At 54.1% G+C, this 24,293-nt stretch carries 26 protein-coding genes and 1 riboswitch; of the genes, 24 read left to right on the forward strand and 2 right to left on the reverse strand.

What is annotated here, in order from left to right:
* Positions 1–513 precede the first annotated feature (513 nt).
* The gene (locus ACRBCU_RS01595) at positions 514–1,791 is read right to left on the reverse strand and encodes a hypothetical protein (RefSeq protein WP_431363602.1); all 1,278 of its coding nucleotides are present in this window, start codon (positions 1,789–1,791) and stop codon (positions 514–516) included.
* A gap of 79 nt (positions 1,792–1,870) precedes the next feature.
* Here ACRBCU_RS01595 and ACRBCU_RS01600 point away from each other — a divergent pair, with 79 nt between their 5' ends.
* A complete protein-coding gene (locus tag ACRBCU_RS01600; RefSeq protein WP_431363603.1) occupies positions 1,871–2,410 on the forward strand; it encodes a CoxG family protein in 540 nt (179 codons plus the stop codon).
* Between the two features lie 186 nt (positions 2,411–2,596).
* Here the strand turns inward: ACRBCU_RS01600 and ACRBCU_RS01605 are convergent, their stop codons facing one another.
* Positions 2,597–3,049, reverse strand: a complete 453-nt coding sequence (locus ACRBCU_RS01605) for an NUDIX domain-containing protein (protein WP_431363604.1) — start codon at positions 3,047–3,049, stop codon at positions 2,597–2,599.
* 104 nt (positions 3,050–3,153) lie between these two features.
* On the opposite strand from ACRBCU_RS01605, the gene ACRBCU_RS01610 reads away from it, so the two are divergent.
* The 23 genes from ACRBCU_RS01610 to ACRBCU_RS01720 all read left to right on the forward strand — a co-directional run bounded on the left by ACRBCU_RS01610 (position 3,154) and on the right by ACRBCU_RS01720 (position 24,117).
* On the forward strand, positions 3,154–4,194 hold the full coding sequence (locus tag ACRBCU_RS01610) for an ATP-NAD kinase family protein (RefSeq protein ID WP_431363605.1): 1,041 nt from the start codon (positions 3,154–3,156) through the stop codon (positions 4,192–4,194).
* 16 nt (positions 4,195–4,210) lie between these two features.
* Complete coding sequence (locus ACRBCU_RS01615) at positions 4,211–5,191, forward strand: thiamine pyrophosphate-dependent dehydrogenase E1 component subunit alpha (RefSeq protein ID WP_431363606.1); 981 nt, start codon at positions 4,211–4,213, stop codon at positions 5,189–5,191.
* Between the two features lie 28 nt (positions 5,192–5,219).
* Positions 5,220–6,227 carry an alpha-ketoacid dehydrogenase subunit beta gene (locus tag ACRBCU_RS01620; protein ID WP_431363607.1) on the forward strand — a complete coding sequence of 336 codons (1,008 nt, stop codon included), beginning with the start codon at positions 5,220–5,222 and terminating at the stop codon, positions 6,225–6,227.
* Between the two features lie 6 nt (positions 6,228–6,233).
* Positions 6,234–7,334, forward strand: a complete 1,101-nt coding sequence (locus ACRBCU_RS01625) for an acetoin dehydrogenase dihydrolipoyllysine-residue acetyltransferase subunit (protein ID WP_431363608.1) — start codon at positions 6,234–6,236, stop codon at positions 7,332–7,334.
* Between the two features lie 137 nt (positions 7,335–7,471).
* The gene (locus tag ACRBCU_RS01630; protein WP_431363609.1) at positions 7,472–7,804 is read left to right on the forward strand and encodes a carboxymuconolactone decarboxylase family protein; all 333 of its coding nucleotides are present in this window, start codon (positions 7,472–7,474) and stop codon (positions 7,802–7,804) included.
* 27 nt (positions 7,805–7,831) lie between these two features.
* Positions 7,832–8,311: a peroxiredoxin family protein gene (locus ACRBCU_RS01635; protein ID WP_431363610.1), complete on the forward strand. Its 480-nt coding sequence runs from the start codon at positions 7,832–7,834 to the stop codon at positions 8,309–8,311.
* A gap of 164 nt (positions 8,312–8,475) precedes the next feature.
* On the forward strand, positions 8,476–10,206 hold the full coding sequence (locus tag ACRBCU_RS01640) for a sigma-54-dependent Fis family transcriptional regulator (protein ID WP_431363611.1): 1,731 nt from the start codon (positions 8,476–8,478) through the stop codon (positions 10,204–10,206).
* A 100-nt stretch (positions 10,207–10,306) separates the two neighbouring features.
* Positions 10,307–11,938: an ABC transporter substrate-binding protein gene (locus ACRBCU_RS01645; protein ID WP_431363612.1), complete on the forward strand. Its 1,632-nt coding sequence runs from the start codon at positions 10,307–10,309 to the stop codon at positions 11,936–11,938.
* Positions 11,939–12,018: 80 nt separating this feature from the next.
* The gene (locus ACRBCU_RS01650; RefSeq protein ID WP_431363613.1) at positions 12,019–12,876 is read left to right on the forward strand and encodes a carbohydrate ABC transporter permease; all 858 of its coding nucleotides are present in this window, start codon (positions 12,019–12,021) and stop codon (positions 12,874–12,876) included.
* Positions 12,873–13,802, forward strand: coding sequence for a carbohydrate ABC transporter permease (locus ACRBCU_RS01655; protein WP_431363614.1), 930 nt, complete (start codon positions 12,873–12,875; stop codon positions 13,800–13,802). Before ACRBCU_RS01650 ends, ACRBCU_RS01655 begins: the two co-directional genes overlap by 4 nt.
* Positions 13,803–13,815: 13 nt before the next feature.
* Complete coding sequence (locus ACRBCU_RS01660; RefSeq protein WP_431363615.1) at positions 13,816–14,919, forward strand: ABC transporter ATP-binding protein; 1,104 nt, start codon at positions 13,816–13,818, stop codon at positions 14,917–14,919.
* A 1-nt stretch (position 14,920) separates the two neighbouring features.
* Positions 14,921–15,979, forward strand: a complete 1,059-nt coding sequence (locus ACRBCU_RS01665; protein WP_431363616.1) for an ABC transporter ATP-binding protein — start codon at positions 14,921–14,923, stop codon at positions 15,977–15,979.
* 6 nt (positions 15,980–15,985) lie between these two features.
* Positions 15,986–16,093: riboswitch (TPP riboswitch) on the forward strand.
* A gap of 57 nt (positions 16,094–16,150) precedes the next feature.
* The gene (thiD, locus tag ACRBCU_RS01670; RefSeq protein ID WP_431363617.1) at positions 16,151–16,936 is read left to right on the forward strand and encodes a bifunctional hydroxymethylpyrimidine kinase/phosphomethylpyrimidine kinase; all 786 of its coding nucleotides are present in this window, start codon (positions 16,151–16,153) and stop codon (positions 16,934–16,936) included.
* On the forward strand, positions 16,933–17,916 hold the full coding sequence (locus ACRBCU_RS01675) for an FAD-dependent oxidoreductase (protein WP_431363618.1): 984 nt from the start codon (positions 16,933–16,935) through the stop codon (positions 17,914–17,916). The genes thiD and ACRBCU_RS01675 overlap by 4 nt, the downstream gene beginning before the upstream one ends.
* Positions 17,900–18,097, forward strand: a complete 198-nt coding sequence (thiS, locus tag ACRBCU_RS01680; protein ID WP_431363619.1) for a sulfur carrier protein ThiS — start codon at positions 17,900–17,902, stop codon at positions 18,095–18,097. The genes ACRBCU_RS01675 and thiS overlap by 17 nt, the downstream gene beginning before the upstream one ends.
* 1 nt (position 18,098) lies before the next feature.
* Positions 18,099–18,869: a thiazole synthase gene (locus ACRBCU_RS01685; RefSeq protein WP_431363620.1), complete on the forward strand. Its 771-nt coding sequence runs from the start codon at positions 18,099–18,101 to the stop codon at positions 18,867–18,869.
* Positions 18,866–19,462: a thiamine phosphate synthase gene (locus ACRBCU_RS01690; RefSeq protein ID WP_431363621.1), complete on the forward strand. Its 597-nt coding sequence runs from the start codon at positions 18,866–18,868 to the stop codon at positions 19,460–19,462. Before ACRBCU_RS01685 ends, ACRBCU_RS01690 begins: the two co-directional genes overlap by 4 nt.
* Complete coding sequence (locus tag ACRBCU_RS01695; protein ID WP_431363622.1) at positions 19,459–20,415, forward strand: ThiF family adenylyltransferase; 957 nt, start codon at positions 19,459–19,461, stop codon at positions 20,413–20,415. Before ACRBCU_RS01690 ends, ACRBCU_RS01695 begins: the two co-directional genes overlap by 4 nt.
* 13 nt (positions 20,416–20,428) lie before the next feature.
* On the forward strand, positions 20,429–21,364 hold the full coding sequence (locus ACRBCU_RS01700; RefSeq protein ID WP_431363623.1) for an ABC transporter substrate-binding protein: 936 nt from the start codon (positions 20,429–20,431) through the stop codon (positions 21,362–21,364).
* Complete coding sequence (gene tenA, locus ACRBCU_RS01705) at positions 21,361–22,029, forward strand: thiaminase II (protein WP_431363624.1); 669 nt, start codon at positions 21,361–21,363, stop codon at positions 22,027–22,029. Before ACRBCU_RS01700 ends, tenA begins: the two co-directional genes overlap by 4 nt.
* The gene (locus ACRBCU_RS01710) at positions 22,026–22,730 is read left to right on the forward strand and encodes an ABC transporter ATP-binding protein (RefSeq protein ID WP_431363625.1); all 705 of its coding nucleotides are present in this window, start codon (positions 22,026–22,028) and stop codon (positions 22,728–22,730) included. The genes tenA and ACRBCU_RS01710 overlap by 4 nt, the downstream gene beginning before the upstream one ends.
* Positions 22,730–23,383 (forward strand): TenA family protein, encoded by a 654-nt coding sequence (locus tag ACRBCU_RS01715; protein ID WP_431363626.1) that lies wholly within the window; start codon positions 22,730–22,732, stop codon positions 23,381–23,383. The genes ACRBCU_RS01710 and ACRBCU_RS01715 overlap by 1 nt, the downstream gene beginning before the upstream one ends.
* Positions 23,380–24,117 carry an ABC transporter permease gene (locus tag ACRBCU_RS01720; protein ID WP_431363627.1) on the forward strand — a complete coding sequence of 246 codons (738 nt, stop codon included), beginning with the start codon at positions 23,380–23,382 and terminating at the stop codon, positions 24,115–24,117. The genes ACRBCU_RS01715 and ACRBCU_RS01720 overlap by 4 nt, the downstream gene beginning before the upstream one ends.
* Positions 24,118–24,293 lie beyond the last annotated feature (176 nt).

A 24,293-nucleotide genomic window follows, 5' to 3' on the forward strand; every position in this document is an offset into this window, starting at 1 on the left:
GGGTATCCAGCAATACCTTTGATGCAGATGATTTGTACTTTTTGACGGGTCTAGGCCGTGTTTTTTTTGTGTTTGGCTTCGCCCAAGACAAGACGTCTCGGCCTATTGTAACGTCCCAAATTGCATCTCAATTTGTGAATGAAGCTAAGCATATGTCCAAGGCGTTTGGCCCCGCCCAAGACGCTGTATAACAGCTGGAAGCGATAGGGCGACATCGGTATTCTCGCGAGGATCATGACGGGACTTGCTGCACAAGCACCCGATAACAAATCGATCTCTCTCGCGACAAGCAACGCCTAGCGAACAGTGGTTAAGGTAACGTTCGCCTGTCTGAAAAGTGGCGACGGATCGCAACCAGATACGGCAGGTGCTCAAAAGAACTCCTATCTGCAATCGCAGCAATCATCTTGTCCTGATTATTGGTTAATGAGTTTGGAACCCAATAGTTGAAACAGAAAGCCAATATTTTAAAAACCGAATTGGGTTTCTTATGCGGCGCTGGTCTAGGCTTTCTTAGCTAAGTTTTCGTGCGTGCGCCCCGGGAATATTTAGCATTTTTCGATACTTGGCGACGGTGCGACGGGACAGTTTGAAACCTGCCGTTTCCAACTGCTGCTTTAGTTGTTCGTCAGAGCTTGGTTGGTTTTGATTTTCCGTCTTAATGAGCAATGACAATCGACGCAGCGCTTGGTCTCGGGTTTTGTCGCCTTCTTGATCTGGCGTTAGGCCGCGTGCAAGGAATTGTTGCGCTGGAAAGGTCCCTTGGTCAGTCAAAATGCTGCATGATTTTAGCGCACGACTGATGGTGCTTTTGTTCACGCCAACCTCAGCTGCAAGCTGTTCAATGGTCAGAGGCAGCTTGTTTCGATCGCGAGCTGATTTGATGTACTTTTCTTGCCTTCTCGCAATAGCATGACCCGTTTCAAGCAGGGTGTTTGCGCGCTTTTGCATGGCGCGGACCATGTTCCCAGCACCGCGATAGCAATCACGATAATAGCTTTGCGCATACCCGTCCGTTTCCGTCTTTAACGTCGCAGAGAACAGACCGTCATCTGTCAGAATAGAGGGCAAAGCCTCGGCATTCAGTTCCACTTTTAGGGTGCCGTCTTCATCTTCCCGGATGATGATTTCGGGGGCACCTTGCGTTTGCGTTAATTCCTGCTTTTCGACCAGTGGAGCGGGGTCGAGGCTCCTGATATCGTCGAGCATTTCAAGCGCATCTTCTTCGTCGACGCCACAAACGGCGCAAATTTCTGGGACATTCTGTTTCGCGATAAGATCGAGACGGCCCAGCAGTATTTCGATCAAAGGGTCAAAGCGATTTTTCGCCTCCAGTTGCAGCCGAAAGCATTCGGCTAAAGAAGTGGCAAAAAGACCCGCTGGTTCGACATGTTTTTGTAGCGTTGGAATGAGCCGCGCAATCGCATCGGCAGAGCTGCCGAGATAGCCCGCCATCTCGCTGAAATCATCGGTCAGAAAGCCGCGATCATCCAAGCTGTGCAGCAATTCGTTTGCAAGTTGAGCGTCTTGGGCGGTGAGCCGGATCATGCCAATCTGCCGAGCCACATCATTTAGCATCGTTTCTTCAGAAGAGCCTTCAAGAGCAGCGGTTGCGTTGCCGCCGCTCGGTCCGCCCGTAGGGATAGCGCAGAGAAAAGCGTTCCGGCTCCTTTCCTTTTCTATCGTTTCGGTCGCCTCTTCTGGGCTCATCTCAAGCAGCGCCAATGAACTTCGCATTGTTTGAGTCAAAGCGAGTTTTTGTGTCTGCGTTTGCTTCTGGATTTGGCGCATTGTGCTGTCCTTGCCCTTTTGGGGTCGCAAGTTGGCATGTGTGTTGCTTGCAATCAATAAAAAATGGTCGGAGGAATTTGTGAACCTAGTAGGATCAAAGACAATCAAGGCGTCTAAAGGCGCGGTTTGGCATGCCCTTTTGTCGGCAGAGGTTTTGGAGGCCTGTGTGCCAGGGTGTTGTAAAATGTCTGGTTCGCCCGAAGAGGGTTTCGAAGCAACGGTTCTGCAAAAAGTTGGGCCAGTCAAAGCAAGGTTCGATGGTAGGGTCACGTTTTCCAAGATGGTGCATTTCACGAGTTTGACATTGACCGGCGAAGGCAAAGGTGGCGCTGCAGGTCTCGCAAGTGGCGGCGCGAAGGTGCATCTGGAAGCCGACGGAGAGGGGACAATCCTCCATTACAACGTCGAGGCCAAAGTCGGCGGCAAGCTGGCGCAACTAGGGTCTCGGGTTATCGACGGATTTGCAAAGAAGATGGCGGATCAGTTTTTCGCGAACCTACAAAAACAAATCGAAGGACCGTCCCAAGCCGCTGGCGATGAAACAGAAAGGAAAGGCTGGTTTAAGAAGCTTGTGAGCTATGGCGCTCAGTCTAATGAATACACAAAGCGCGCAAGCTGAAGGCCGATACCAAGGTAGCCGTAAATAAGATGCCGTTTCGGGGCGACGTGACGGGGAATGGACTGCTTGTTGAAATTTGCGCTTGATCGATATTCCTGTCGCGCTGGATGTTGAGCCCTGGGGGCTATGGCGCAACGCAGGTCTTCGCGCAGTTCGAAATGGATATCCCAGCATCAAAACAAGGATTCACCGCATTAGTCTTTCCAAGGGATCGTATGAGATTGGCGCATCTGCATCGAAAGCGATCCGCGTCAAAGAGGAAGGCTTAATCGTCAAACTCTTCAACTCATCTGCCGAAAAGAACCGGCGGGATTGCACGATCCCTTCTGGGTCGATCCACTTGTCCGAAATCTCGCCCGATAGAACGTTTGCGCGAAAGAAGATTTCAACTTGATGGAACGCTAGGTCGGGATCGTGAAACTCATTCAACAGCGCCATCGACCCCACTTCGATCTCTAAACCCGTTTCTTCATGAACTTCGCGTTTCAAATTCTCGGGAAGCGAGCTGTGCATTTCTACCCCTCCGCCGGGTGCGCACCATAGCTCTGGCCCAGAGCCTTCCGGATAGGCGTTTACCAAAAGTAATCGGTTTTCTTGAACGATTATCGCGCGCACTCCAAGACGCAAACCCTTATACATCTGATCTTCTCCGCTGTTCACTCTATTGATTATAGGCTGAAAAATCTCTCGTCTACATCTTTGGCACGCTTGTTGCTTATCAGTGATAAAGGGAGGCTAAGCTCGTGACCAAAGTCGGCATCATCGCAAACCCAGTTTCTGCCCGAGACATTCGGCGGATTGTCAGCCACGCGGGCAATTTGCCGATCAATGATCGTGCAAATATTGTTCTTCGATTGCTCACTGGGCTCAATGCGACGGGTGTCGAAGAAGTTGTGATCATGCCAGAGAATGGCGGAATTCGAACGCAGCTCATGCGCACAATCGAACGCGAGGCTGCTCAAGGGAACCAGCGCTTCCCAAAAGTAAGCTATCTGAACATGCCAGTAACCTGCACGTCCGATGACAGTGCAGAGGCTGCGCGCCAGATGCACGATCAAGGCGTTGGCGCAATCGTCGTCCTTGGCGGGGATGGCACGAACCGTGTTGTCGTGTCCCAATGCGGGAACATTCCGATTGCTGGCGTGTCTACAGGAACCAACAACGCGTTCCCTGAGTTGCGCGAGCCAACGATTACTGGCCTTGCAGTAGGTCTTGCGGTGACAGGGCAGGTGCCTTGCGAGCATGCGTTCTTGTACAACAAACGCTTGGAAGTGCGTGTTAACGATCTGCGCGAGATCGCGCTTGTGGATGTCGCGGTCGTCTCTGAGCGCTTCATCGGTGCGCGCGCAATTTGGAAAACAGAAAACTTCCGCGATCTCTTTGTGACGTTCGGCCAACCTGACGGGATCGGCATGTCGTCGATCATTGGCCTTTTGGCCCCGGTCGGACGACAAACGCCAAAAGGGAGACGGGTTCGACTGTTGCCGCTGGAAACAGCGAAAGCAAAGCTGACTGCCCCAATTGCGCCGGGCCTGATTGAACAAGTCGGCATTGGCGCGGTCGAAACGATTGAACCTAACGACGTTTATCTACCTAGCGTATCGGCCGGATCTTTTGCGCTCGACGGAGAACGCGAGCTGACTTTCAGCGAAATCGACGAAGTGAGCATCCGGCTTCAAGCCGATGCATTCCGAACAATCAACGTGCCCGATTGCATGGCCTATGCGGCCAAGCACGGGCTTTTGACGAAAGAAGCGAATGGTTCGCTTCATGTAGCTCAGTAAGAAAAGGGAGGACCTCATGAGCAACCCATTCCCATTGGAGAAAGATGGGCTTTTGGAAGCCTATCGCCGGATGAAGACGATCCGTGAATTCGAAGAACGTTTGCATGTCGACTTCGGTCGCGGTGACATTCCAGGCTTCGTGCACCTTTACGCAGGTGAAGAAGCCTCAGGCGTTGGTATCATGATGCATCTAGAAGATCATGACCGCATCGCGTCAACCCACCGAGGCCACGGCCACTGCATCGCCAAAGGCGTCGATGTGAAAGGCATGATGGCGGAAATCTACGGCAAAGCGACGGGCTCATGTGCTGGTAAGGGCGGTTCAATGCACATTGCCGACCTGTCAAAAGGCATGATGGGCGCAAACGGCATTCTTGGTGCTGGTGCCCCATTGGTTTGCGGCGCGGCTTTGGCTGCTCAGAAGCTTGGCCACGACGGCGTAGGCATCACATTCTTTGGTGATGGCGCGTCAAACCAAGGCACGGTTCTGGAATCAATGAACTTGGCCGCAATTTGGAACCTTCCTGCAATCTTTGTCGTTGAAAACAACGGATATGCGGAATCGACGTCAGTGGATTACGCTGTTGCGTCAGACAGCTACGTCGATCGCGCGACAGGTTTCGGCATGCCGGGCATCACTGTCGACGGGACTGACTTCTTTGCCGTCTACGAGGCCGCTGGCGAAGTCGTCAAACGCGCACGTGAAGGTGCAGGTCCAACGCTTCTTGAATGTAAGATGATCCGCTTCTTCGGTCACTTTGAAGGGGATGCACAGACCTATCGTGCGCCCGGTGAGAACGAAGACAACCGCAAGAACCGCGATTGTCTGAAAATCTTCCGCGCGAAAGTTACCGAAGCTGGCGTGCTTTCGGATGCAGAACTTGATGCAATCGACACTGAAGTTCTCGCGCTCATCGAAGAAGCTGTCGAAGAAGCAAAGGCCGCGCCGCTGCCTGCTGCTGAAGAACTGACGACCGACGTCTACGTCGCCTACTGACACAAAAGACAAAGAAAGGAGAGAATAAATGGCACGTACATTGAGTATGAAAGACGCGGTTAACGAAGCCCTCGATCAGGAGATGGAGCGCGACCCAACCGTTTTGATGATGGGTGAAGATATTGTCGGTGGCGCAGGAGCGCAGGGTGAAGACGATGCTTGGGGCGGTGTTCTTGGTGTCTCTAAGGGCCTTTATGCCAAACATCCAAAGCAGATGATCGATACGCCTCTGTCAGAAAGCGCCTATGTCGGCGCGGCTGTTGGCGCGGCAACCTGTGGTTTGCGCCCTGTGGCTGAACTGATGTTCGTTGACTTCTTGGGCGTCTGTTTTGACCAAATTTTCAACCAAGCTGCCAAGTTCCGTTACATGTTCGGCGGCAAGGCAGAAACGCCGGTTGTGATCCGTGCAATGTGTGGTGGCGGTTTTCGCGCTGCGGCTCAACATAGCCAAATGCTGACACCGCTTGTCACGCACATCCCGGGTCTTAAGGTGGTTTGCCCGTCAAACGCCTATGATACCAAGGGACTGTTGATCCAAGCGATCCGCGACAATGATCCGGTCATCTTCCTGGAGCACAAGAACCTCTATGCGTCCGAATGTGATGTGCCTGAGGAGCCCTATGCAATTCCATTTGGCGAGGCCAACATCGCGCGCGAAGGCAGTGATGTGACAATCGTTGCCTATGGGTTGATGGTTCCTAATTCGCTGGCGGCTGCCGAAACCCTTAAGAAAGAGGGGATCGACGTTGAGGTCATCGACTTGCGCACACTTAGCCCAATCGACATGGACACAGTGATCGAAAGCGTTGAGGAAACGGGTCGTTTGGTTTGTGTTGATGAAGCAAACCCGCGTTGCTCTATCGCTGCGGATGTTTCGGCGCAGGTTGCACAAGAGGCCTTCAAGTCTCTGAAAGCGTCAATCGAAATGGTGACAGCGCCACACGCGCCTATGCCATTCTCGCCGTCGCTCGAAGATCTCTACATCCCGTCGCCTGACAAAATCGCCGACGCTGTGCGCAAGACTATGGGAGCTTGATATCAAATGAGCGATCAAATCGTACCAATCCTGTTGCCGAAATGGGGGCTCTCGATGAAGGAGGGCACTCTAGCCGCCTGGCATGTAGAAGCAGGCACTGAAATCAAACCCGGCGACGAGATCATGGATGTCGAAACCGATAAGATCGCAAACGTTGTGGAGGCCGCCGACGGTGGCCTCTTACGACGCTGTGTCGGTGCGGCGGGCGAAGTTTATCCTGTTCAAGCTTTGCTTGGCGTTATGGCACCGGTTGAAGTGTCTGACGCCGAAGTCGACGCCTATGTGGATGCCTTTGAGATGCCAGAAGTCGAAGAAGATGAGGAAGAAGTTCCAAGTCATCTAACTGTTGATCTGGATATCGGGCGCATCCGTTACATGACGCGCGAAGGCGAAGGCACGCCGGTTATCTTTATCCATGGCTTTGGCGGCGACAGTGACAACTGGTTGTTTAACGTGGATGCGATTGCAGCGGACGCACCTGTCTATGCACTTGATCTACCGGGGCATGGTGGCTCGGTGAAAACCATAGAGTCGCCAGATCTTGGCACGATGGTGCAGGCAGTGACACAGCTGATGGATCATCTTTCCATCGATAAGGCTCATCTTGTTGGCCATTCCATGGGTGGATTGGTTTCAGGGCAAATGGCCATTAAGCACAGCAATCGCGTGTCCTCGTTGACGTTGATTTGCTCGGCAGGGCTCGGTGATGAAATCAACGCTGATTACATCGACGGATTTGTCTCGGCGGCATCGCGTAAAGAGCTAAAGCCAAAGCTGAAGCACCTCTTTGCTGACGCGGGTCTTGTCAGCCGCTCTATGGTGGACGACCTGTTGAAATACAAACGCCTCGATGGTGTCCAAGCGTTTTTGGAAGCCCTTAGTAGCAATCTGTTTTCAGAAGGCAAACAAGGCGTGAGCATTGCCGAAAGTGTGGCTGGATCAGGCGTGCCTACGACCGTGATTTGGGGCGCAGAGGATGCGGTGATTCCGCAAAGTCACTCAGGCGCAGTGAGCGGAGCCAAGGTCGAAGTGATCGAAGGCGCTGGGCACATGGCAATGATGGAAAACTCTGGACGTGTGAACGAGCTGGTCAAAGAGCAGCTTTAATCTCGGTCAGTTTACTTCTGCAGACATGCGGAAGTGCAGCTGATGTGTCTCGTTTAGCTGTCTTGTCGCGAGCACATCCCCTGACTCGTCCGGCGTTCTCCCCCCGCCGGACGAGAAAACGAAAGAAAGATACGCAAATGACTGCACATAAAGATAAGTTGGCCGAGGCCAATAACCGATTGATGGGCTTGTTCAAAGCCGATCAAAAAACGATGATGGCATTCAAAGGGCTTGCAGATACAGCAGCCAAAGATGGCAAAGTTTCTAAGGCCATGAAGGAAGCAATCGCTGTTGCAATCGCGGCCGCCCGTGGCTGTGAGGATTGCATCATCTATCATGTGAACGAAGCCAAGTCCCATGGCGTCGAACGCGACATTCTGGTCGAAGTTTTGGCCGTCACGATTGAGATGTCTGGTGGGCCCGGCACGGTCTACGCGGCAAAGGCACTTGATGCCTATGACAATCTCTAGCGCCACATAGCATTCTAGGAGAAGTACATGAAAGTCGGATCAAAAATACCGTCCACACCAGTTCAACAGTTTGTTGGCGGCGAGATAAATCAGGTCGATCTTGCAGATTTTTCGCAAGGAAAAACAATACTCTTGGTCGCGATGCCGGGTGCGTTTACGCCAACCTGCGCAGACGATCATGTTCCGGGGTATTTGGCCAAAGCGGGGGATTTTCGTTCTAAAGGCGTCGATGAAATCGTGATCCTTGCCACGAGCGATTTTTTCGTTGTTAAGGCTTGGGCTGATGGGTTGAACCCACCTGAACATGTCCACTTTTTGGCGGACGGAAGCCAAGCCTTTGCTAAGGCGGCGGGCCAATTGCTCGATCTGACAGAACTTGGGCTAGGCATGCGTACTCAGCGCTATGCAGCGGTGGTTCGTGACGGCAAAGTGATTAGCTTTGCGATCGAGCCCGACGCGACTGCAGTGAGCGTTTCGGGCGCGGACGCTGTTCTAAGCGGCCTCTGACAAAATCGGGTCAAATTACTTAGGGCGCATAAGTCTATGCGACCTAAGAACCATAGGATTCACGTGAAGGATTCGCTTTTTTCCGAAAAACATGATAGAAATCTACGCGCCTGCGAACTTCGGTATTGCGGCACATAGTTCGACACTTTGGGGGGGGTGACGAAATGAATCAAACAAGAGTGTTTGAACAGCATGTTCAAGAAATTGTTGATGCCGCTGAGGGAAAGGCGGTCGCACGCGATTCAGGTGTTGTGCAGTCTTGGCTGCGCTGTATCCAGGACCACAACCTAGATCCCGAGCACAAAGGCGAAGCGCGCATTTTACCAGAGGCCGCATTGCGCCAACACCAGCAAGAAGCCGAGGATCTTTTGTCCATCGCTCGTTTTGGCATGGAGGATCTCTATCGGCGCGTCAATTCGATGGGCTATGTGCTGCTGTTGACGGATGCAAAGGGCGTCACCGTGGATTTCATCGGCGACGAAAAAGTCGATCGAGAACTGCAACGCGCGGGGCTTTATATCGGTTCTGAATGGTCCGAAGGGAACGCTGGCACTTGCGGTGTTGGTGCCTGTCTCACGACCGGCGAAGCAATGACGATCCATCAGACCGATCATTTCGATATGGCACATACGCCGCTGAGCTGCACAGCCGCGCCCATCTATAATGTCGATGGCTCACTCATCGGGGTGTTGGACGTATCTTTGCTGATGTCGCCAACAGAGAAATACAGCCAAGCGCTTACGCTTGAAGTAGTGAAATCTTGCGTGCGCAGGATTGAGCTCGCTAATCTGATGAATTCCCGCAAGACGGATTGGATATTGCGGCTAAATACGACGTCAGAATTCTTGGGTGTCGATCCAAGTTGTGCGGTGTCGGTTGCTTCAGACGGTACAATTTCCGGTCTGACGCACGGGGCACATCGCCTTTTCGCAAAAACGTTAGGACAGGATTGGAAAAAGCGTCAGGGCTTTATCGGAAAGCCGTTTGAGGATGTTTTTGATTTCGATTTCAACGATATTCCGCGACTGGTGGGCGCTGAGACACCGGGAGAGCAGGCACTAGAGATGTCTGACGAGCAGATCATGTTTGCCGATGTCCGCGCGCCGATTAAGTCGGAAAGCGTTGTTTCAAAACTTACGGTGCCTGATGCGCTGACACGCATTCACGGTGGTGACAGCAAGATGCAATTGCTTGCAGGCAAAGCCGCGAGAATTGTCGACAAACAGATCAGCATCATTCTTGAGGGAGAAACGGGCGTCGGGAAAGAATTCGTCGCCAAAGCCCTTCATGAAGCGCGCAAGAAGAAGGGGCCGTTTGTGGCGATCAATTGCGCGGCACTGCCAGAGGCGCTGATCGAAAGCGAACTTTTTGGCTATGCGCCTAATTCATTTACGGGTGCTCATGCGAAAGGCAAAAAAGGGCTTATTGAACAGGCCAATGGCGGCACATTGTTTTTGGATGAAATCGGTGACATGCCATTAGCGCTACAAGCAAGACTGCTGCGTGTGCTTGCCGAAAAGGAAGTGATGGCGGTGGGCGCGGCCAAGCCGGTGCCGATAGATGTACGTGTCGTTTCAGCGTCGCACAGGAACCTCAAAGCGCTCGTTGATGCAGGGCAGTTCCGACAGGATCTCTTTTATCGTTTGAACGGTGTGGTCTTGCAAATTCCAGCACTGCGAGAACGCGAAGACAAACCTTGGGTGATAGATCAGATCGCACGTATTGTGTCTCAGGATGCGCCGCTGCGTTTCTCTAAAGAAGTCGAGGAAGCGTTGTTAAACTACGATTGGCCGGGCAACATTCGCGAAATGATTACCGTGTTGGAAGTCTGCCTTGCGCTGCGTGACAACGATACTGTCGAACTCGCTGATTTACCTGAACAAATCGCTGGATAACCAAGTCTGAGAGCACCTAAATTTCGCTCTCAAATGGCTTTTGGTACACTTGTTGCTTCTTACTATTTGACATCATCAAATGTCTAAATGGGAGGAAATAATGTCTACAAAGGTGAATAATCCGTTTCAACCTTCGCGTCGTGAGTTCTTAAAAAATTCAACTGCCACAATGGCGGCGGCGGGTAGCGCGGGAATGTTGGGCAACTTCATGGCATCGCCCGCATTCGCTCAGGAATACGCTGCTGGAATGACCGGTGGTCCGACCGGTTTCGACGGCGCTGAACGCTTCCAGTACAACAATACCATGTCCGAAGGGCGCGCCATTGAAGGCATCAAGGCACTTCGCGAGGCAGGAAAAGTGCCGCAAAAACTCACCATGTTGCTGACAGATGGTGCTATTGGACAAATCACCAAACCGTTCCCAGATGGCGCACCTTCTGCAAAAGAAGTCTGGGAGCGTGAGACTGGTATCGAGATTGATATCATTGGCGCACCTGCAGAAGACATCTTTAAGAAAGTGATGCAGGACGTCACCACCGGTGGCGGCTCTTATGACATTTATACGGGTCCGTGGAATTCGACAGGTGATCTTGTGTCTTCTCGTGGTGCGGTAAATTGCTCTGATTTCGTCGCGCAATATCAGCCCGATTGGGGTGACCCCGAACGCGGCACGCCAACGCCTGAAATGGAGCAACTGCTTTATACCTATGCGGGCGATTATTATTCCTTCTCGCTAGATGGGGATTTCCAAACGTGGTTCTACCTGAAGGGCATCTATGAAAAGCCCGAGGTTCAGGAAGCCTTTATGAAGGAAACAGGGGCCGAGTTGGCTGTCCCCAACACATGGGACGAAGTTGATCGGATTTCCAAATTCTTCACCGGTAAGGATTTTGGCAATGGCACCATGTATGGCAACGGCAACTTGATGAGTCCATTCTGGGGTTTGGCGACGTTCTATGCGCGTTTTGCTTCGATGGATTTCCCGAATTTCCATTTCTTCGATGCGGATGCGAACCCGCAGCTCAACACCGAATTGGGCATTCAATGTGCTGAAGAGCATGTGCGATCCTTCGAATGGACGCCGCCAGACGCGCTGACCTATACTTGGGCCGAAGCCTATGCTGCGATGTGGAACCTGCAAATCCCGCATACGGCGATCTACACGAATTTGGTGAAGTTTGGTGACGGCTTCAACGCAGATGGGTCACCGAAATCCAAAGCAACGGGCATGATCGACAGCCACCTGCCTGTGGGCCGCCAATTTGGCGATAAGATCAATCGCCGTTCGGTGCTCTACTATCATATCACCGCATGGATTTCCTCAAAATCTGAATATCCAGAAGCGGCCTATCTCTTCCTGCAATGGTTGTCGTCCACACGAACCTATACTTGGATGGCTGGCAATCCGGGTGGATATTTCGATCCGATGCAGCAGGCTAACTTCAAAGAGCCGTTGGTGGAATCGACCTACCATTCCTACGCGATGGACTCGATCCCTGCGACCATCGCGCGCTCGGTTCCGTCGATCAACTTTGCGGGTCAAACCGCGCTGGACAACGCGCTCGACGAAGAAATCCAAGCGGCGATCACCGGACAAAAGACCGCGCGCGAAGCTATGGATGCCGCTCAGAGCAAATGGGAGCGGGTCATCAAGCGCCAGCGACGCAATGGCATTGAAGACGCCATTAAAGCGAGCCGCGAAACTTGGCCGACGATCGTCGACGACGCCTAAGGTCCAAGTCGTACTTTTGAGACCCGAGCACGTTTTCGGGTCTCAAATACCTAATCCAACAGATATCAGGGGGTCGGCTTGTGAAGACGTCACCGGGCGCAATGGCGCTGAAATACTTCTTTGTTCTTTTGGCCAGTGCAGTGGTCCTCTATCCGCTTTTGTGGATGGTCACGATGGCGTTCAAGCCGCATCCGGAATGGACAACTGTTTCAGGTTTGACGTGGCTGCCTAAAGACCCCACTTGGCAGAACTTTGAGTTCATTTTCTATGGCCAAGCCGAAGGCCTCGTTGTCAGCCTCGACAGAACAATTAGCGGCCCCTTGATTGCCAGTTTAGTAACCTCGACCGTCGGAACGTTGATTGCTGTGGTCTGCGGGACGCTTTCATCTTATGCCGTCGTCCGCTTTGGACTTGCGCAATCTTTGCCGCTGTCGGTCCTACAATTACGCCTGTTTCCACCGCTTGCCGTGATGATCCCTGTCATGGTGATGTGGGCTTTTATCGGCGCCGTCGATACTTGGTGGGGTCTCAGCCTGATCTACGGAATTGTCACGCTTCCCTTTGCGTTCTGGCTGATGAAGACCTTCTTTGAAGAAGTGCCCGTCGAAATCGAAGACGCCGCGCGCGTTGCAGGCTGTTCCTACTGGCGTGTGTTTTATCGCATCACCCTTCCCATCGTGAAGCCGGGACTGGCGACCTGCGCGCTCTTTGTCTTCATCCTCAATTGGTCAGATTACTTGCTCGCGCTGCTATTGACGCAAAAAGAATGGGTCACACTGCCAGTTTACATGGCGACGCTGACCTCGGCGATGGGCGGGCAAATGTACGGTATGAAAGCCGCGCTCGGAGTAATTGCCGCCATTCCCCCCGTCGTGTTCGGTCTGATGATTCAGAAACATCTGGTGCGCGGCCTTACCTTTGGAGCTTTGAAGCAATGAGCGATCAAACTGTTCCCGACACCTCGCAAAACAAGAGCACGAGCTATTGGCAAGAGGTCGCGCGCGACGGGCCACGCATGGGCTTTTGGTTTGTGCTGCCGACACTTCTGTTATTGCTATTCATCGTGGTCTTCCCGCTTTTGATGCAGCTCTACCTTTCCTTCACGTGGTGGACGCCGCTGGAAGGCATCCCTTGGTATCAGGCTTGGGAGGTGTTCAACTGGGGTGAAAACTACTGGTTTATGATCACCGATCCCCGCTTTTGGGGCGCGCTCTGGCGCACAGTGCTGATCATGATCATCGCGGTTCCTGCGCAGTTTTTCCTTGGCATGGCGCTCGCGTATCTCTTTATCGACCAGTTTCCGGGACGGAAGGTTTTCTACTCGATCATGTTGACGCCAATGATGATCGTCCCAGCTGTGGTTGGACTGATGTTCTTTCTGCTTTTCCAAGGCACAGGTCCGGTCAACGACCACCTTGGCCTGCCTGCAGAATTTTCGTGGCTAACGGATGTAAACCGCGCGATGATTTCCGTGATTATCGCAGATATATGGCAATGGACGCCGTTGATGTTCTTGATCCTTTTGGCGGGAATGTTGGGTGTGCCATCCGATCAACTTTTGGCGGCGAAACTGCTGGGCGGATCGAACTGGCAGAACTTCTTTAAGATCATTCTGCCCCGCATGAAGACCGTAATCATCATCGCGCTCGTGTTGCGGGCTGTGGAATGCTTCAAGATTTTTGATCTGGTTTTCATCATGACCAAAGGCGGGCCGGGCGTGCAGACCGAAACCATCTCGGTGTTCCTATACAAGCAAACCTTTGGCGAGCTGGAATGGGCCTATGTGGCAACCATCGGCCTCTCGATCCTGATTGGGCTTAGCATCCTTGCGGTCAAGGGCCTGTCCTACATGGCCAAGAAATAGGGAAGAGCAGAGAATGTCATCCATCCAACTCCAGAATGTCTCCAAGCGCTTCGGTGACTTTACCGCCGTCGACAATATTTCGATCGACATCGAAGAAGGGGAGTTCGTTGCACTGTTAGGCCCCTCTGGCTGCGGCAAGACGACGACCATGAATATGATTGCAGGGCTCGAAGACGTTTCAGACGGCGCAATCGCCTTTGATGGTCAAGACCTGAGCCACGTACGCATGCAGGATCGCAACATCGGGTTTGTGTTCCAGAATTACGCGATTTTCACCCATCTGAGTGTCTACAAAAACCTGTCCTACGGGCTTGAGGTGAAGAAGGTCGAAAAATCCGAGATCGAACGCCGCGTCATGGCAATGGCAGAGCGGATGAGCATCTCGCATCGCTTGCATCAACCCGCCGCGAGCCTCTCTGTCAACGAAATGCAGAAACTTGCCATCGGTCGCTCTGCCATTGTTGAGCCGCGTATTTTCCTCTTGGACGAGCCGCTTTCGAATCTCGATGCAGGGTTTCGCGCCTATATGCGCGCGGAGCTAAAGGTGCTTCAACATGAGTTCGGCCAAACGATGATCTACGTCACCCACGATCAGATCGAAGCAATGAGCCTTGCCGACAAAATCGCGATCATCGATCAGGGCAAGCTGATGCAGTATGGCGCGCCGCTAGACATCTATAACGATCCGCAAAACCGGTTTGTTGCCAACTTTGTCGGCAGCCCGCGCATGAACCTTGTGGATGGCGAGTTGCGCGATGAACGCGGTGCCTTGCATCTAATGTTGCACGGCGGCGCTGAAATTCCGTTGCTCGGGCAGGTGAAAGCAGATTTCACCTCTGATGCGAAGGTTCATAGTGGATCGTTTGGGATCCGCCCACAGGACATCTACTTTGGCGATAATCGCGCCGACAACGACATCAAAATGCACGGTAGAGTCGAAGTTTTGGAGCGGGTCGGCCCAAAGCGGCTGGCGCACCTCCAAGTGCAGGAAACCATGTTTCTCGCATTCGACGATCAAGCACGGCTGAACGTTGGGGACGAGGTACAGTTCTTTCTGCCTTCCGCGGCCAGCATGGCCTTTGACTTGGAAACGGGCCGCAGGCTGGGAGGGCAATAGAATGTCGGCAATTGAAATTACGAATGCGATCAAAAAGTTCCCAGAATTTACCCTTGGGCCAATTAACATGACCGTGCAGCAGGGCGAATTTTTCGGTATCTTTGGTCCGCCTTCGACAGGTAAGTCGTCGATCCTGAAACTGATCCTTGGGCTGCTTCAACCCGACGAAGGAACAGTCACGCTATCTGGTAGGGACGGCGCCAATTTGGATGTCTCCGAGCGGGATATTTCCATGGTTTTTCAAAATCTTGCGTTGTTTCCACATATGACTGGACGCGAGAACATCATCTTTCCGTTAAAAGAGCGCAATGCGCCTGAGAGTGAAATCGCGAAACGGCTCGATTTCGTGTCGGAAGTTTTACACGTAAGCCACATTCTTCACAAAAACCCAGCGCAGATGTCGGGCGGCGAACGTCAACGCATCGCGCTGGGCCGCGCGTTCGCTGCGGAAAGCCGCGCGATATTGCTTGATGAACCCATTGCGGCACTTGATGCCCGCTTGCGCGAAGAAATGCGAGTTGAGCTAAAGCGTCTTCAACGCGAGAACAACCAAACTTTTGTCTACGTCAGCCATGACGAAGAAGAAGTGATGGCGATCTCAGATCGTGTCGCGGTGATCATCGACGGAAAAATCACTCAAATCGGCACCCCTGACGAGGTCTACCGCGAGCCGTGTTCGCTTGCCGTTGCTGAAGTTATCGGCTCTCCGCCGATGAATTTTTTCGAGGGACAATTTGCCGAAACCGGAACGCATTTTCAGAGCGGGTCACTGCCGTCAATCCCAATCAATGGATCAACGCGCATTGGCAGCAAGGGGACGCTTGGTGTGCGTCCCGAAGACATTTGGATCGGCAATAGCGAAGGAAACCCAAGCGTTGAGGTGACAATCAGTTCAGTCGAACCGCTTGGAAGCTACACGATCATCAACGCTTTTCTTGGGGATCAGATCGTCAAGATACGCGCCCCCGGGCAAGTGATACTGGAAGAAAATACTACCGAGATTGTGAGTTTCGATGTCCGAAACTTGCATCTGTTTGACGATGCTGGAGAGAGGGTCTAGCGTCGCTCATGACTGTTGGGGTGCCCCCTTTATAGGGCTGAGATGCGCGACATGCGCAAACCCATTGAACCTGAACCGGTTAGGACCGGCGGAGGAAACAGCACTTGGATCTATTGATCGTTTCTGGCTGTCCTTTGCCCGTCCAAACCTAAAAATAGGAGGACGAAGCTGATGGTGGCAAAGGCACTGACAATCGCGGGCTCGGATTCGGGTGGCGGCGCTGGTGTTCAGGCCGATCTTAAGACGTTCAGCGCTTTTGGTGTCTATGGCGGGTCCGTCATCACAGCGATTACCGCGCAGAATACGCAGACCGTGAGCGCCATTCACGCCGTACCAGACGACGTGGTTGTCGCGCAGATAGAGGCGGTCCTTTCAGACATTGAGATTGGCGCGATCAAGATTGGAATGCTTGGCACTCCATCGTTGATTGAGGCGGTTGCAGGTGCTTTGCAAGGCTTTGAGAAACCTGTGGTTCTTGACCCTGTGATGGTCGCAAAGTCAGGCGATACGCTTTTGGCTGACAGCGCGATCGACGCTTTGAAAACCCATCTTTTGCCGCGTGCTACTGTATTGACTCCGAACCTTCCCGAAGCTTGCAAGCTGCTGGGTGGCAAAGATGTCCCAGTCTTGACGCAAGCCCATGAATTGTTGGCGCTTGGCCCACAAGCCGTGCTGATGAAAGGGGGGCACGCAGAAGGGGACATTTGCACCGATTATCTGTGCACCAGAAATGGCGAAACAGCCTTTTCCGCGCCCCGTGTCGCGACCCAGAACACCCATGGCACTGGCTGTAGCTATTCTTCCGCAATTGCCGCGGGTCTGGCGAAAGGGCAGGGCTTGGAAGACGCGGTGCGCAGCGCTCATGACTGGCTGCACCGCGCAATCTTGCGATCTGATGAATTGAATGTAGGCCACGGACACGGACCAGTTCACCACTTCCACGGGCTGTGGGGATGATGTCGGAATTCACCATATTGGGCGCAGGTGTGTGCGGGCTCACGGTTGCGGCCGCGCTGCACAGGCACGGCGCTAAGGTGCAGCTGGTTGATCCCGCTGGCATGCCAAGCAAGCACGCTTGCAGTTGGTGGGCTGGCGGGATGCTAGCCCCTGAATGTGAAGGAGCGACTGCCGAGCCAGAGGTCATAAGGCAAGGACGCCTTGCTGCCGATTGGTGGGCGCGCGAAGGCTCAGAGGTGCAGCGAAAAGGAACCCTGGTGGTTGCCCTAGGGCGCGATCAAAGCGAGCTTAGGACCTTTGCGCGACGTGTGCCCCGCGCAATGCTGTTGGACAAGAGTGATCTTTCAGAGAAAGAACCGCACCTTGGTGACGGGTTCTCAAAAGCGCTTTTCGTTGAGGAAGAAGCGCATCTCGATCCAAGGGCAACGCTTCAAGGTCTGTTAGATCGCTTGCTCAAAGACGGTGTTACCTTTTCCTTCGATGGGTCTGCGTCAAATGGCCAAGTCATTGATTGCCGTGGCTTGGCGGCCAGAGACCGCTTGCCTGATTTGCGCGGCGTTAAGGGCGAAATGCTTGTGGTGCGCTGTCAGGATGTGAAACTGCACCGCCCTGTGCGCCTGCTACACCCGCGCTTTCCGCTCTACATTGTGCCGCGCGGTGACGGGGTGTTCATGCTCGGGGCGACGCAGATCGAGAGCGGCGAGCGCAGCCGAGCAACTTTGCGCTCGGTCAGCGAATTGATCAATGCAGCCTACGCGCTGCACCCAGCTTTTGGCGATGCGGAATTGCTGGAAATCGGCGTCGATGCACGCCCCGCTTTCCCCGACAATCAGCCGCGCATTCGTCACATGCAAGATCGCGTCTACGTCAACGGGTTGTTCCGGCACGGATTTTTGTTGGCACCCAAAATGGCCGAAATGACAGCGGATTTGCTGGTCGGCGGAAGACCTCCGGAGGTTTGGTATGAAGATTATCGTTAATGGCGAGCCCATTGAAAGCAACGCCGCGACTTTGGAAGCACTCTTGATGGAGCTGGGCAAAGCTGACGCCAAAGTCGCCACTGCGGTGAATGAAGGTTTCGTACCTGTTGGCCTGCGCGCTCAGACAAATCTCAAGAATGGCGATCGCGTTGAATTGGTTGCGCCAAGGCAAGGGGGATAGGATGCCGATATTTTACGAAAAAGAAATCAAATCGCGCCTGATGTTGGGCACGGCGCAATACCCATCACCCGCGATCTTGGCTGACGCGTTTCGCCGTTCAGGCGCGGGAATTGCCACGGTATCGGTGCGCCGTGAGGCCGGTGGTGAGCAAGCAGGTCAGGATTTTTGGTCATTGATCAAAGATCTGGGCGTGGCTGTTTTGCCCAACACCGCTGGATGTCATTCGGTGCGCGAGGCCGTGACAACATCGCAAATGGCGCGAGAGCTGTTTGATACCAATTGGATCAAGCTAGAGGTGATTGGTCAGGGCGATACCTTGCAGCCTGATCCTTTTGGCTTGGTAGAAGCGGCCGAAACTTTGATCGAAGACGGGTTCGAGGTGTTTCCGTATTGCACCGAAGACTTGGTGCTGTGCGAGCGGCTCGTCGAGGTGGGGTGCAAAGTGCTCATGCCTTGGGGCGCGCCGATCGGCACCGGCTTGGGGCTGAACAACATCTATGGTCTGCGCAGTCTTCGCGCCCATTTTCCCGACATTCCTTTGGTGGTGGACGCGGGTCTCGGTCTGCCTAGTCAAGCAGCTCATGCAATAGAGCTAGGCTTTGACGCGGTGCTTTTGAACACAGCAGTTGCCAAGGCAGGCGATCCCGCTGCGATGGCCGAAGGTTTTGCCCGCGCGGTAGAAGCGGGCGCATTGGCCGCCGCCGCTGATCCGATGGAGCCGCGCGATATGGCCGCGCCGTCCACGCCAGTTATCGGAAAGGCTCTCTTGTGACGTTGCATTCTTTTTATCCCATCTTTGACGATGTTGCGTGGCTACGCCGCACCCTGCCTCTTGGCGTGAAGCTGGTGCAGCTTCGGATCAAAGACCAGCCAGCTGCGCTCGTTCGCGCGCAATTGCTCGAGGCGCGAGACCTGTGCCGTGCGCATGACGCAGTCTTGGTCGTTAACGATTATTGGGAACTCGCGATTGAGCTTGGCTGTGACTGGCTGCACCTTGGGCAGGAAGACTTGGATATCGCCGACATCACCGCCATTCGGGCAGCCAATATTAAACTAGGCGTTTCCACCCATGATGAGGCGGAACTCGAACGCGCATTGGCGCTATCGCCCGATTATGTGGCCCTCGGGCCCGTCTATCCGACCATCCTGAAAAAGATGAAATGGCACCAGCAGGGGGTCGAAAAACTATCCGTCTGGAAAGAGCGGATTGGTGACATTCCGCTGGTGGCCATTGGCGGAATGTCGGTTGAGCGAGCGGGCGGTGCATTCGAGGCTGGCGCTGACATTGTCTCTGCCGTGACTGACATCACAATGAACGATGATCCTGATGCGCGGGTGCGCGAATGGCTGCGAGTTTGCCCATGAGCCGTTACGCCCGTCAGGTCGCCGTTCAAGGCGAGCAAGCGCAGGCGCGATTGGCTAAGGCTTCGGTCCTAGTCATTGGCGCGGGTGGCTTGGCTGCACCTGTTTTGCAGTATCTTGTGGGCGCTGGTGTAGGGCGGGTCCGTTTGGTGGATCGCGATGTTGTGGCGCTGAGTAACCTGCATCGGCAAACGCTCTTTCGCGAAAATGATATTGGAAAACCCAAGGTGGACGTCGCCGCCCAAGCGCTGAGGGCGTTGAATTCTGAGGTTGAGATTGAAACCCAGATAGCGCGGTTTGACCCCGGCAATGCAGCGTCACTTTGCGCGGGAATGGACGTGGTTCTGGACTGCGCTGATAGTTTCGCTGCGAGCTACATCGCCTCGGATCATTGTCTAGAAACGGGTCAACCGCTGATAAGCGCCAGCGTTGTGGGGCGCGACGGGTACTGCGGCGGATTTTGCGCAGGCGCGCCGGGCTTGCGCGCGGTGTTCCCAAATTTGCCGGATCGTTTGGGTTCGTGCGATGCCGACGGAGTGTTGGGGCCGAGCGTTGGTGTGATTGGCAGCTTGCAAGCGCAGATGGCGCTGGCTGTGGCGAGCGGTGATCGCGCTTCTTTAGGACAACTCGTGAGTTATGACGCGGCCGCGTTGCGCTTTGGTGGTTTTCGTTTTGATAGCGCGCCAAACCCAAGGGCGAACCCAAGTTTCATAGACGCCGACGCCGTCGAGAACACCGACTGGCTCATTGATCTAAGAGCGATTGATGAGCACGGGCCAGTTTTGCGCGGAGCGCAGCGCCTCTCAGTCGCGGATTTCGGGCGAGATGGCCCAAGCCCTGACACACATCAACGCGCCGTATTGGCGTGCCGCTCGGGCCTTCGCGCCTGGCAAGCGGCTGAACGACTTTCAAAGCAGTGGGGGGGAGACATCAAGCTGCTCGCCCTCGGAGATTAAGGAGAAAAGACACATGAAATACCTAGCTACCGCCGCCACCCTTTTGCTGGCGACACCGGCTGTTGCCGAAGAGAAAATGACACTGTTGTTGGACTGGTTCATTAACCCCGATCATGGGCCGATCATTGTTGCTGAAGAGTTGGGCTATTTTGCCGACCAAGGACTGGATGTCGAAATCATCCCCCCCGCTGATCCATCCGCGCCGCCAAAGCTGGTGGCAGCTGGCCAAGGCGACATTGCTGTCAGCTACCAGCCGAGCCAACACTTGCATGTTGCAGAAGGTCTGCCGCTTATCCGCGTTGGAACCTTAGTGGCGACGCCTTTGAATTGCCTGTTGGTGCTGGAAGACGGTCCCATCAAAGAGATCGGTGATCTAAAGGGCGGCAAAATCGGCTTTTCAGTTGCTGGCGTAGAAGAGGCTGTTCTGACCGCTATGTTGGGCAATCACGGCGTAAGCTTGAGTGACGTTGAAATGGTCAATGTGAACTTCTCGCTCTCCCCATCGCTGATGTCTGGGCAGGTGGATGCGGTCATCGGGGCCTATCGCAATTTCGAACTGAATCAGATGGAAATTGAGGGCGTCGAAGGCCATTGTTTCTATGTGGAAGAGGAAGGCGTCCCGACCTATGACGAGCTGATTTATGTGGCTAATCCCGATCTTATGGATCTCGGCCAAGTGCGGGGCTTCTTGCGGGCGACGGAATTGGCCACGCAGTATATTGTCAACAACCCAGACGCTTCGTGGGAGCTGTTCAAGGGGTATGCCCCCGAACTGGATGATGAGCTAAATGCCAAGGCTTGGGTTGATACTCTGCCGCGTTTTGCGCTGCGCCCCGAAGCCCTAGATGAAGGCCGCTACACACGGTTTGAACAGTTCTTGGCCGACAGTGGGTTGGTTGAAGGAACGCGTCCCGTTTCGGCCCTCGCGATTGATCTGGGTGCAGAATGAGTTACGGTAACACGTTCCAGTCTTGGCGGGGGGCAACCCCCGCTTGGACCGATTATACTAGGCACAAGTTTGTTGAAAGGCTAGGTGATGGTACTTTGCCGCGCGCTGCTTTTCTGCACTACTTAAAGCAGGACTATGTCTTCCTGATCCACTTCTCTCGCGCTTGGGCACTGGCAGTGACCAAGGCAGATACAGTGGACGAAATGCGTCTTGCCGCAGGCACGGTGAATGCGCTGATCAATGATGAAATCGCGTTACATGTGAAAACCTGTGCAGCGGCAGGGGTGAGCGAAGCAGATTTGTTCACCACGCAAGAGCGACCCGAGAACCTCGCTTATACCCGATATGTTCTGGATGCGGGCCACTCTGGTGATCTTTTGGATTTGCTGGCGGCGCTTGCCCCTTGCGTTATGGGGTATGGTGAGATCGGGGCGGCGCTCGCGGCGGCCAAAACCTGTGATACATATTCAGAATGGATCAACACATACGCCAGCGACGAATACCAACAGCTTTGCCGTGATGTGGGGGCATTGATAGACAATGCAGTTCAGCGCCGCCTAGGAGACAACCCTGAATCCTGCCCAAGATGGCCTGCACTTTGCAGGCGCTTCGACATGGCGACAAAACTCGAAGTCGGGTTTTGGGACATGGGATTGCGCCCGTGAGCATTGCTCCTGCCTTATATCTGACAGGCCACGCGAAAATTGGCGATCAGTCAATTTTTGAAGGGTTGGACCTGACGGTGAGGGCAGGCGAATGGACCTGTCTTTTAGGGGCGAGCGGGGTGGGGAAATCCACGGTCTTGCGGCTTTTTGCGGGACTTGGCGATGGTATTGATCTGGACGGCGCTATGGCAGGTGGCGGCAACGTCGCGCTTATGGCGCAGGATGATCTTTTGCTGCCTTGGCTGACGGCTCTGGACAATGTGTTGATTGGCGCGCGGCTTCGGGGTGAGGTCGCGAATAAAGCCATGGGCCGCGCGGTTTTAGAGCGTGTCGGACTTGCAGCACACCTGCATAAACGTCCCAATGAGTTGTCGGGCGGGCAACGCCAAAGGGTCGCCCTAGCGCGGACCTTGATGGAGGATCGCTCTGTTGTTTTGCTGGATGAGCCGTTCTCGGCTCTTGATGCTCTGACAAGGGCGCAAATGCAGGAATTGACAGCAGAATTGCTCGTAGGTCGTACAGTTTTGCTGGTCACCCATGACCCGGGCGAAGCGGCGCGCCTCGGGCAGACCATTTTAATCATGACACAAAGCGGGTTGAGCGATGTCGAGGCACCATCGGGAGCGATCCCGCGCCCAGTGGATGCTGCGGATGTGCTGTTAGCGCAGGCAACGCTGCTGAAGAAATTAAGGAAGCAATGATGCAAGCAAGCGAATATCTCAAAAAACAGGTGGCGACGGACTGGCGCGCCGCAACCGAGCATCCATTTACTGACGCGCTTGCCCAAGGCACGCTAGAGATCGAAAAAATGGCGGGCTATTTGCAACAAGATTATCAGTTCATCGATGGATTTGTGCGCTTGCTCGCCTCGGCTGTGGCGCACGCGCCTACGTTGGCGGATGGCGTTCCCGGCGCGCAGTTCTTGGGCCTTATTTGTGGGCCAGAAAACACATATTTCCTCCGATCGATGGAGGCATTGAACGTTCCTAGCGTCGCGACGGCTGCTCCCGAAACGCAAGCGTTCCAAGCCTTAATGCACAAGGCGCGGATATCTGGTCGCTATGAACTTATGCTGTCCGTCTTGGTCGTGGCAGAATGGGTTTATCTGGAATGGGCCCGCCCCGTTGAACATCGCGCGAGCGAGCTGCCATTCTGGTTCGGTGAATGGATCACCCTGCACTCGGGCGATGGTTTTGAAGGTGTGGTCGCCTATTTGCGTGGCCAACTCGACGCGGTTTGGGATGGCTTGGACCAAGCTGCACGCGATGAAGTCCAAGACATGTTCGCTCAGGCAGTTTCACTGGAACGCGCGTTTTTCGATGCGGCTTGGGCCGGCTTCAAGGTGCAACGTTGAGCGGCTGGCGCGCATCGATTGCCGCAACTCTTTTGGCACTGACCTTATGGCAATTGCTCGTTTGGTCCACAGGGGTTGCTCGGTTTATTTTGCCTCCCCCCGCGTTGGTTTTTGAAACCATCTGGAAAGACAGGGCGCTCTTGGCAGAACACGCGGCCATAACAATGGCAGAGGTGTTGATAGGGCTGGCCTTGGGGGCATTGCTCGGCTTTGTCTCGGCTATTGGCTTGGCGTTTTCGCCCACTGCGCGGGCCTTGGTTAGACCGATTTTGGTCTTCTCACAGTCGGTGCCTGTCTTTGCCTTGGCCCCAATCCTGACATTGTGGTTGGGCTTTGGCATGTGGTCGAAAATCACGATGGCTTTGATCATAATCTACTTTCCCGTCACATCCTCCTTTTTCGATGCGTTGATGCGCACGAATAGGGACTGGATCGGCATGGCCCGCGTGATGGGCGCAGCGCCTTGGCGTATCATGTGGCGGATCCGGGTGCCCGCAGCGCTGCCGGGCTTTGGCAGTGGTTTGCGACTGGCAGCTGTTTACGCGCCAATTGGCGCGATCATTGGCGAATGGGTCGGCGCATCGAGAGGGCTTGGCTACCTGATGCTATTGGCAAATGGGCGGGCCAAGACGGATTTGATGTTTGCTGCGTTGATCGTTTTGGCAACGCTGACCATCTTGCTGCATGCGGGGGTCAACAAGCTGTGTGAAAAAACGCTGGATCGAAATTTTTAAAGCCCAAGGTCCAGACGCAGCAACAGATCAGGCGGAAACTGCCGTCTTTTTCCCTGCAGCAATCGCGCCGAAAAAAACGCGCTGCAACGTCGCCTGACTTCAGCGTGAAACGCGATTTTCCTCAGAGAATTCTGACAATTATCAATCTTGGCATGCTTGTTGCTTATAAGTCTGCA

Origin of the sequence: Planktotalea sp., assembly GCF_050633725.1 — a bacterium.
Classification (GTDB): domain Bacteria; phylum Pseudomonadota; class Alphaproteobacteria; order Rhodobacterales; family Rhodobacteraceae; genus Planktotalea.

Bases quoted from the DNA above. Each gene is read 5' to 3' on its own strand.
- ACRBCU_RS01595 (WP_431363602.1), bottom strand. From the start codon at position 1,791: ATGCGCCAAATCCAGAAGCAAACGCAGACACAAAAACTCGCTTTGACT.
- ACRBCU_RS01605 (WP_431363604.1), bottom strand. From the start codon at position 3,049: ATGTATAAGGGTTTGCGTCTTGGAGTGCGCGCGATAATCGTTCAAGAA.
- ACRBCU_RS01615 (WP_431363606.1), top strand. From the start codon at position 4,211: ATGAGCAACCCATTCCCATTGGAGAAAGATGGGCTTTTGGAAGCCTAT.
- ACRBCU_RS01620 (WP_431363607.1), top strand. From the start codon at position 5,220: ATGGCACGTACATTGAGTATGAAAGACGCGGTTAACGAAGCCCTCGAT.
- ACRBCU_RS01625 (WP_431363608.1), top strand. From the start codon at position 6,234: ATGAGCGATCAAATCGTACCAATCCTGTTGCCGAAATGGGGGCTCTCG.
- ACRBCU_RS01630 (WP_431363609.1), top strand. From the start codon at position 7,472: ATGACTGCACATAAAGATAAGTTGGCCGAGGCCAATAACCGATTGATG.
- ACRBCU_RS01635 (WP_431363610.1), top strand. From the start codon at position 7,832: ATGAAAGTCGGATCAAAAATACCGTCCACACCAGTTCAACAGTTTGTT.
- ACRBCU_RS01640 (WP_431363611.1), top strand. From the start codon at position 8,476: ATGAATCAAACAAGAGTGTTTGAACAGCATGTTCAAGAAATTGTTGAT.
- ACRBCU_RS01645 (WP_431363612.1), top strand. From the start codon at position 10,307: ATGTCTACAAAGGTGAATAATCCGTTTCAACCTTCGCGTCGTGAGTTC.
- ACRBCU_RS01655 (WP_431363614.1), top strand. From the start codon at position 12,873: ATGAGCGATCAAACTGTTCCCGACACCTCGCAAAACAAGAGCACGAGC.
- ACRBCU_RS01660 (WP_431363615.1), top strand. From the start codon at position 13,816: ATGTCATCCATCCAACTCCAGAATGTCTCCAAGCGCTTCGGTGACTTT.
- ACRBCU_RS01665 (WP_431363616.1), top strand. From the start codon at position 14,921: ATGTCGGCAATTGAAATTACGAATGCGATCAAAAAGTTCCCAGAATTT.
- thiD (WP_431363617.1), top strand. From the start codon at position 16,151: ATGGTGGCAAAGGCACTGACAATCGCGGGCTCGGATTCGGGTGGCGGC.
- ACRBCU_RS01675 (WP_431363618.1), top strand. From the start codon at position 16,933: ATGATGTCGGAATTCACCATATTGGGCGCAGGTGTGTGCGGGCTCACG.
- thiS (WP_431363619.1), top strand. From the start codon at position 17,900: ATGAAGATTATCGTTAATGGCGAGCCCATTGAAAGCAACGCCGCGACT.
- ACRBCU_RS01685 (WP_431363620.1), top strand. From the start codon at position 18,099: ATGCCGATATTTTACGAAAAAGAAATCAAATCGCGCCTGATGTTGGGC.
- ACRBCU_RS01695 (WP_431363622.1), top strand. From the start codon at position 19,459: ATGAGCCGTTACGCCCGTCAGGTCGCCGTTCAAGGCGAGCAAGCGCAG.
- ACRBCU_RS01700 (WP_431363623.1), top strand. From the start codon at position 20,429: ATGAAATACCTAGCTACCGCCGCCACCCTTTTGCTGGCGACACCGGCT.
- tenA (WP_431363624.1), top strand. From the start codon at position 21,361: ATGAGTTACGGTAACACGTTCCAGTCTTGGCGGGGGGCAACCCCCGCT.
- ACRBCU_RS01715 (WP_431363626.1), top strand. From the start codon at position 22,730: ATGCAAGCAAGCGAATATCTCAAAAAACAGGTGGCGACGGACTGGCGC.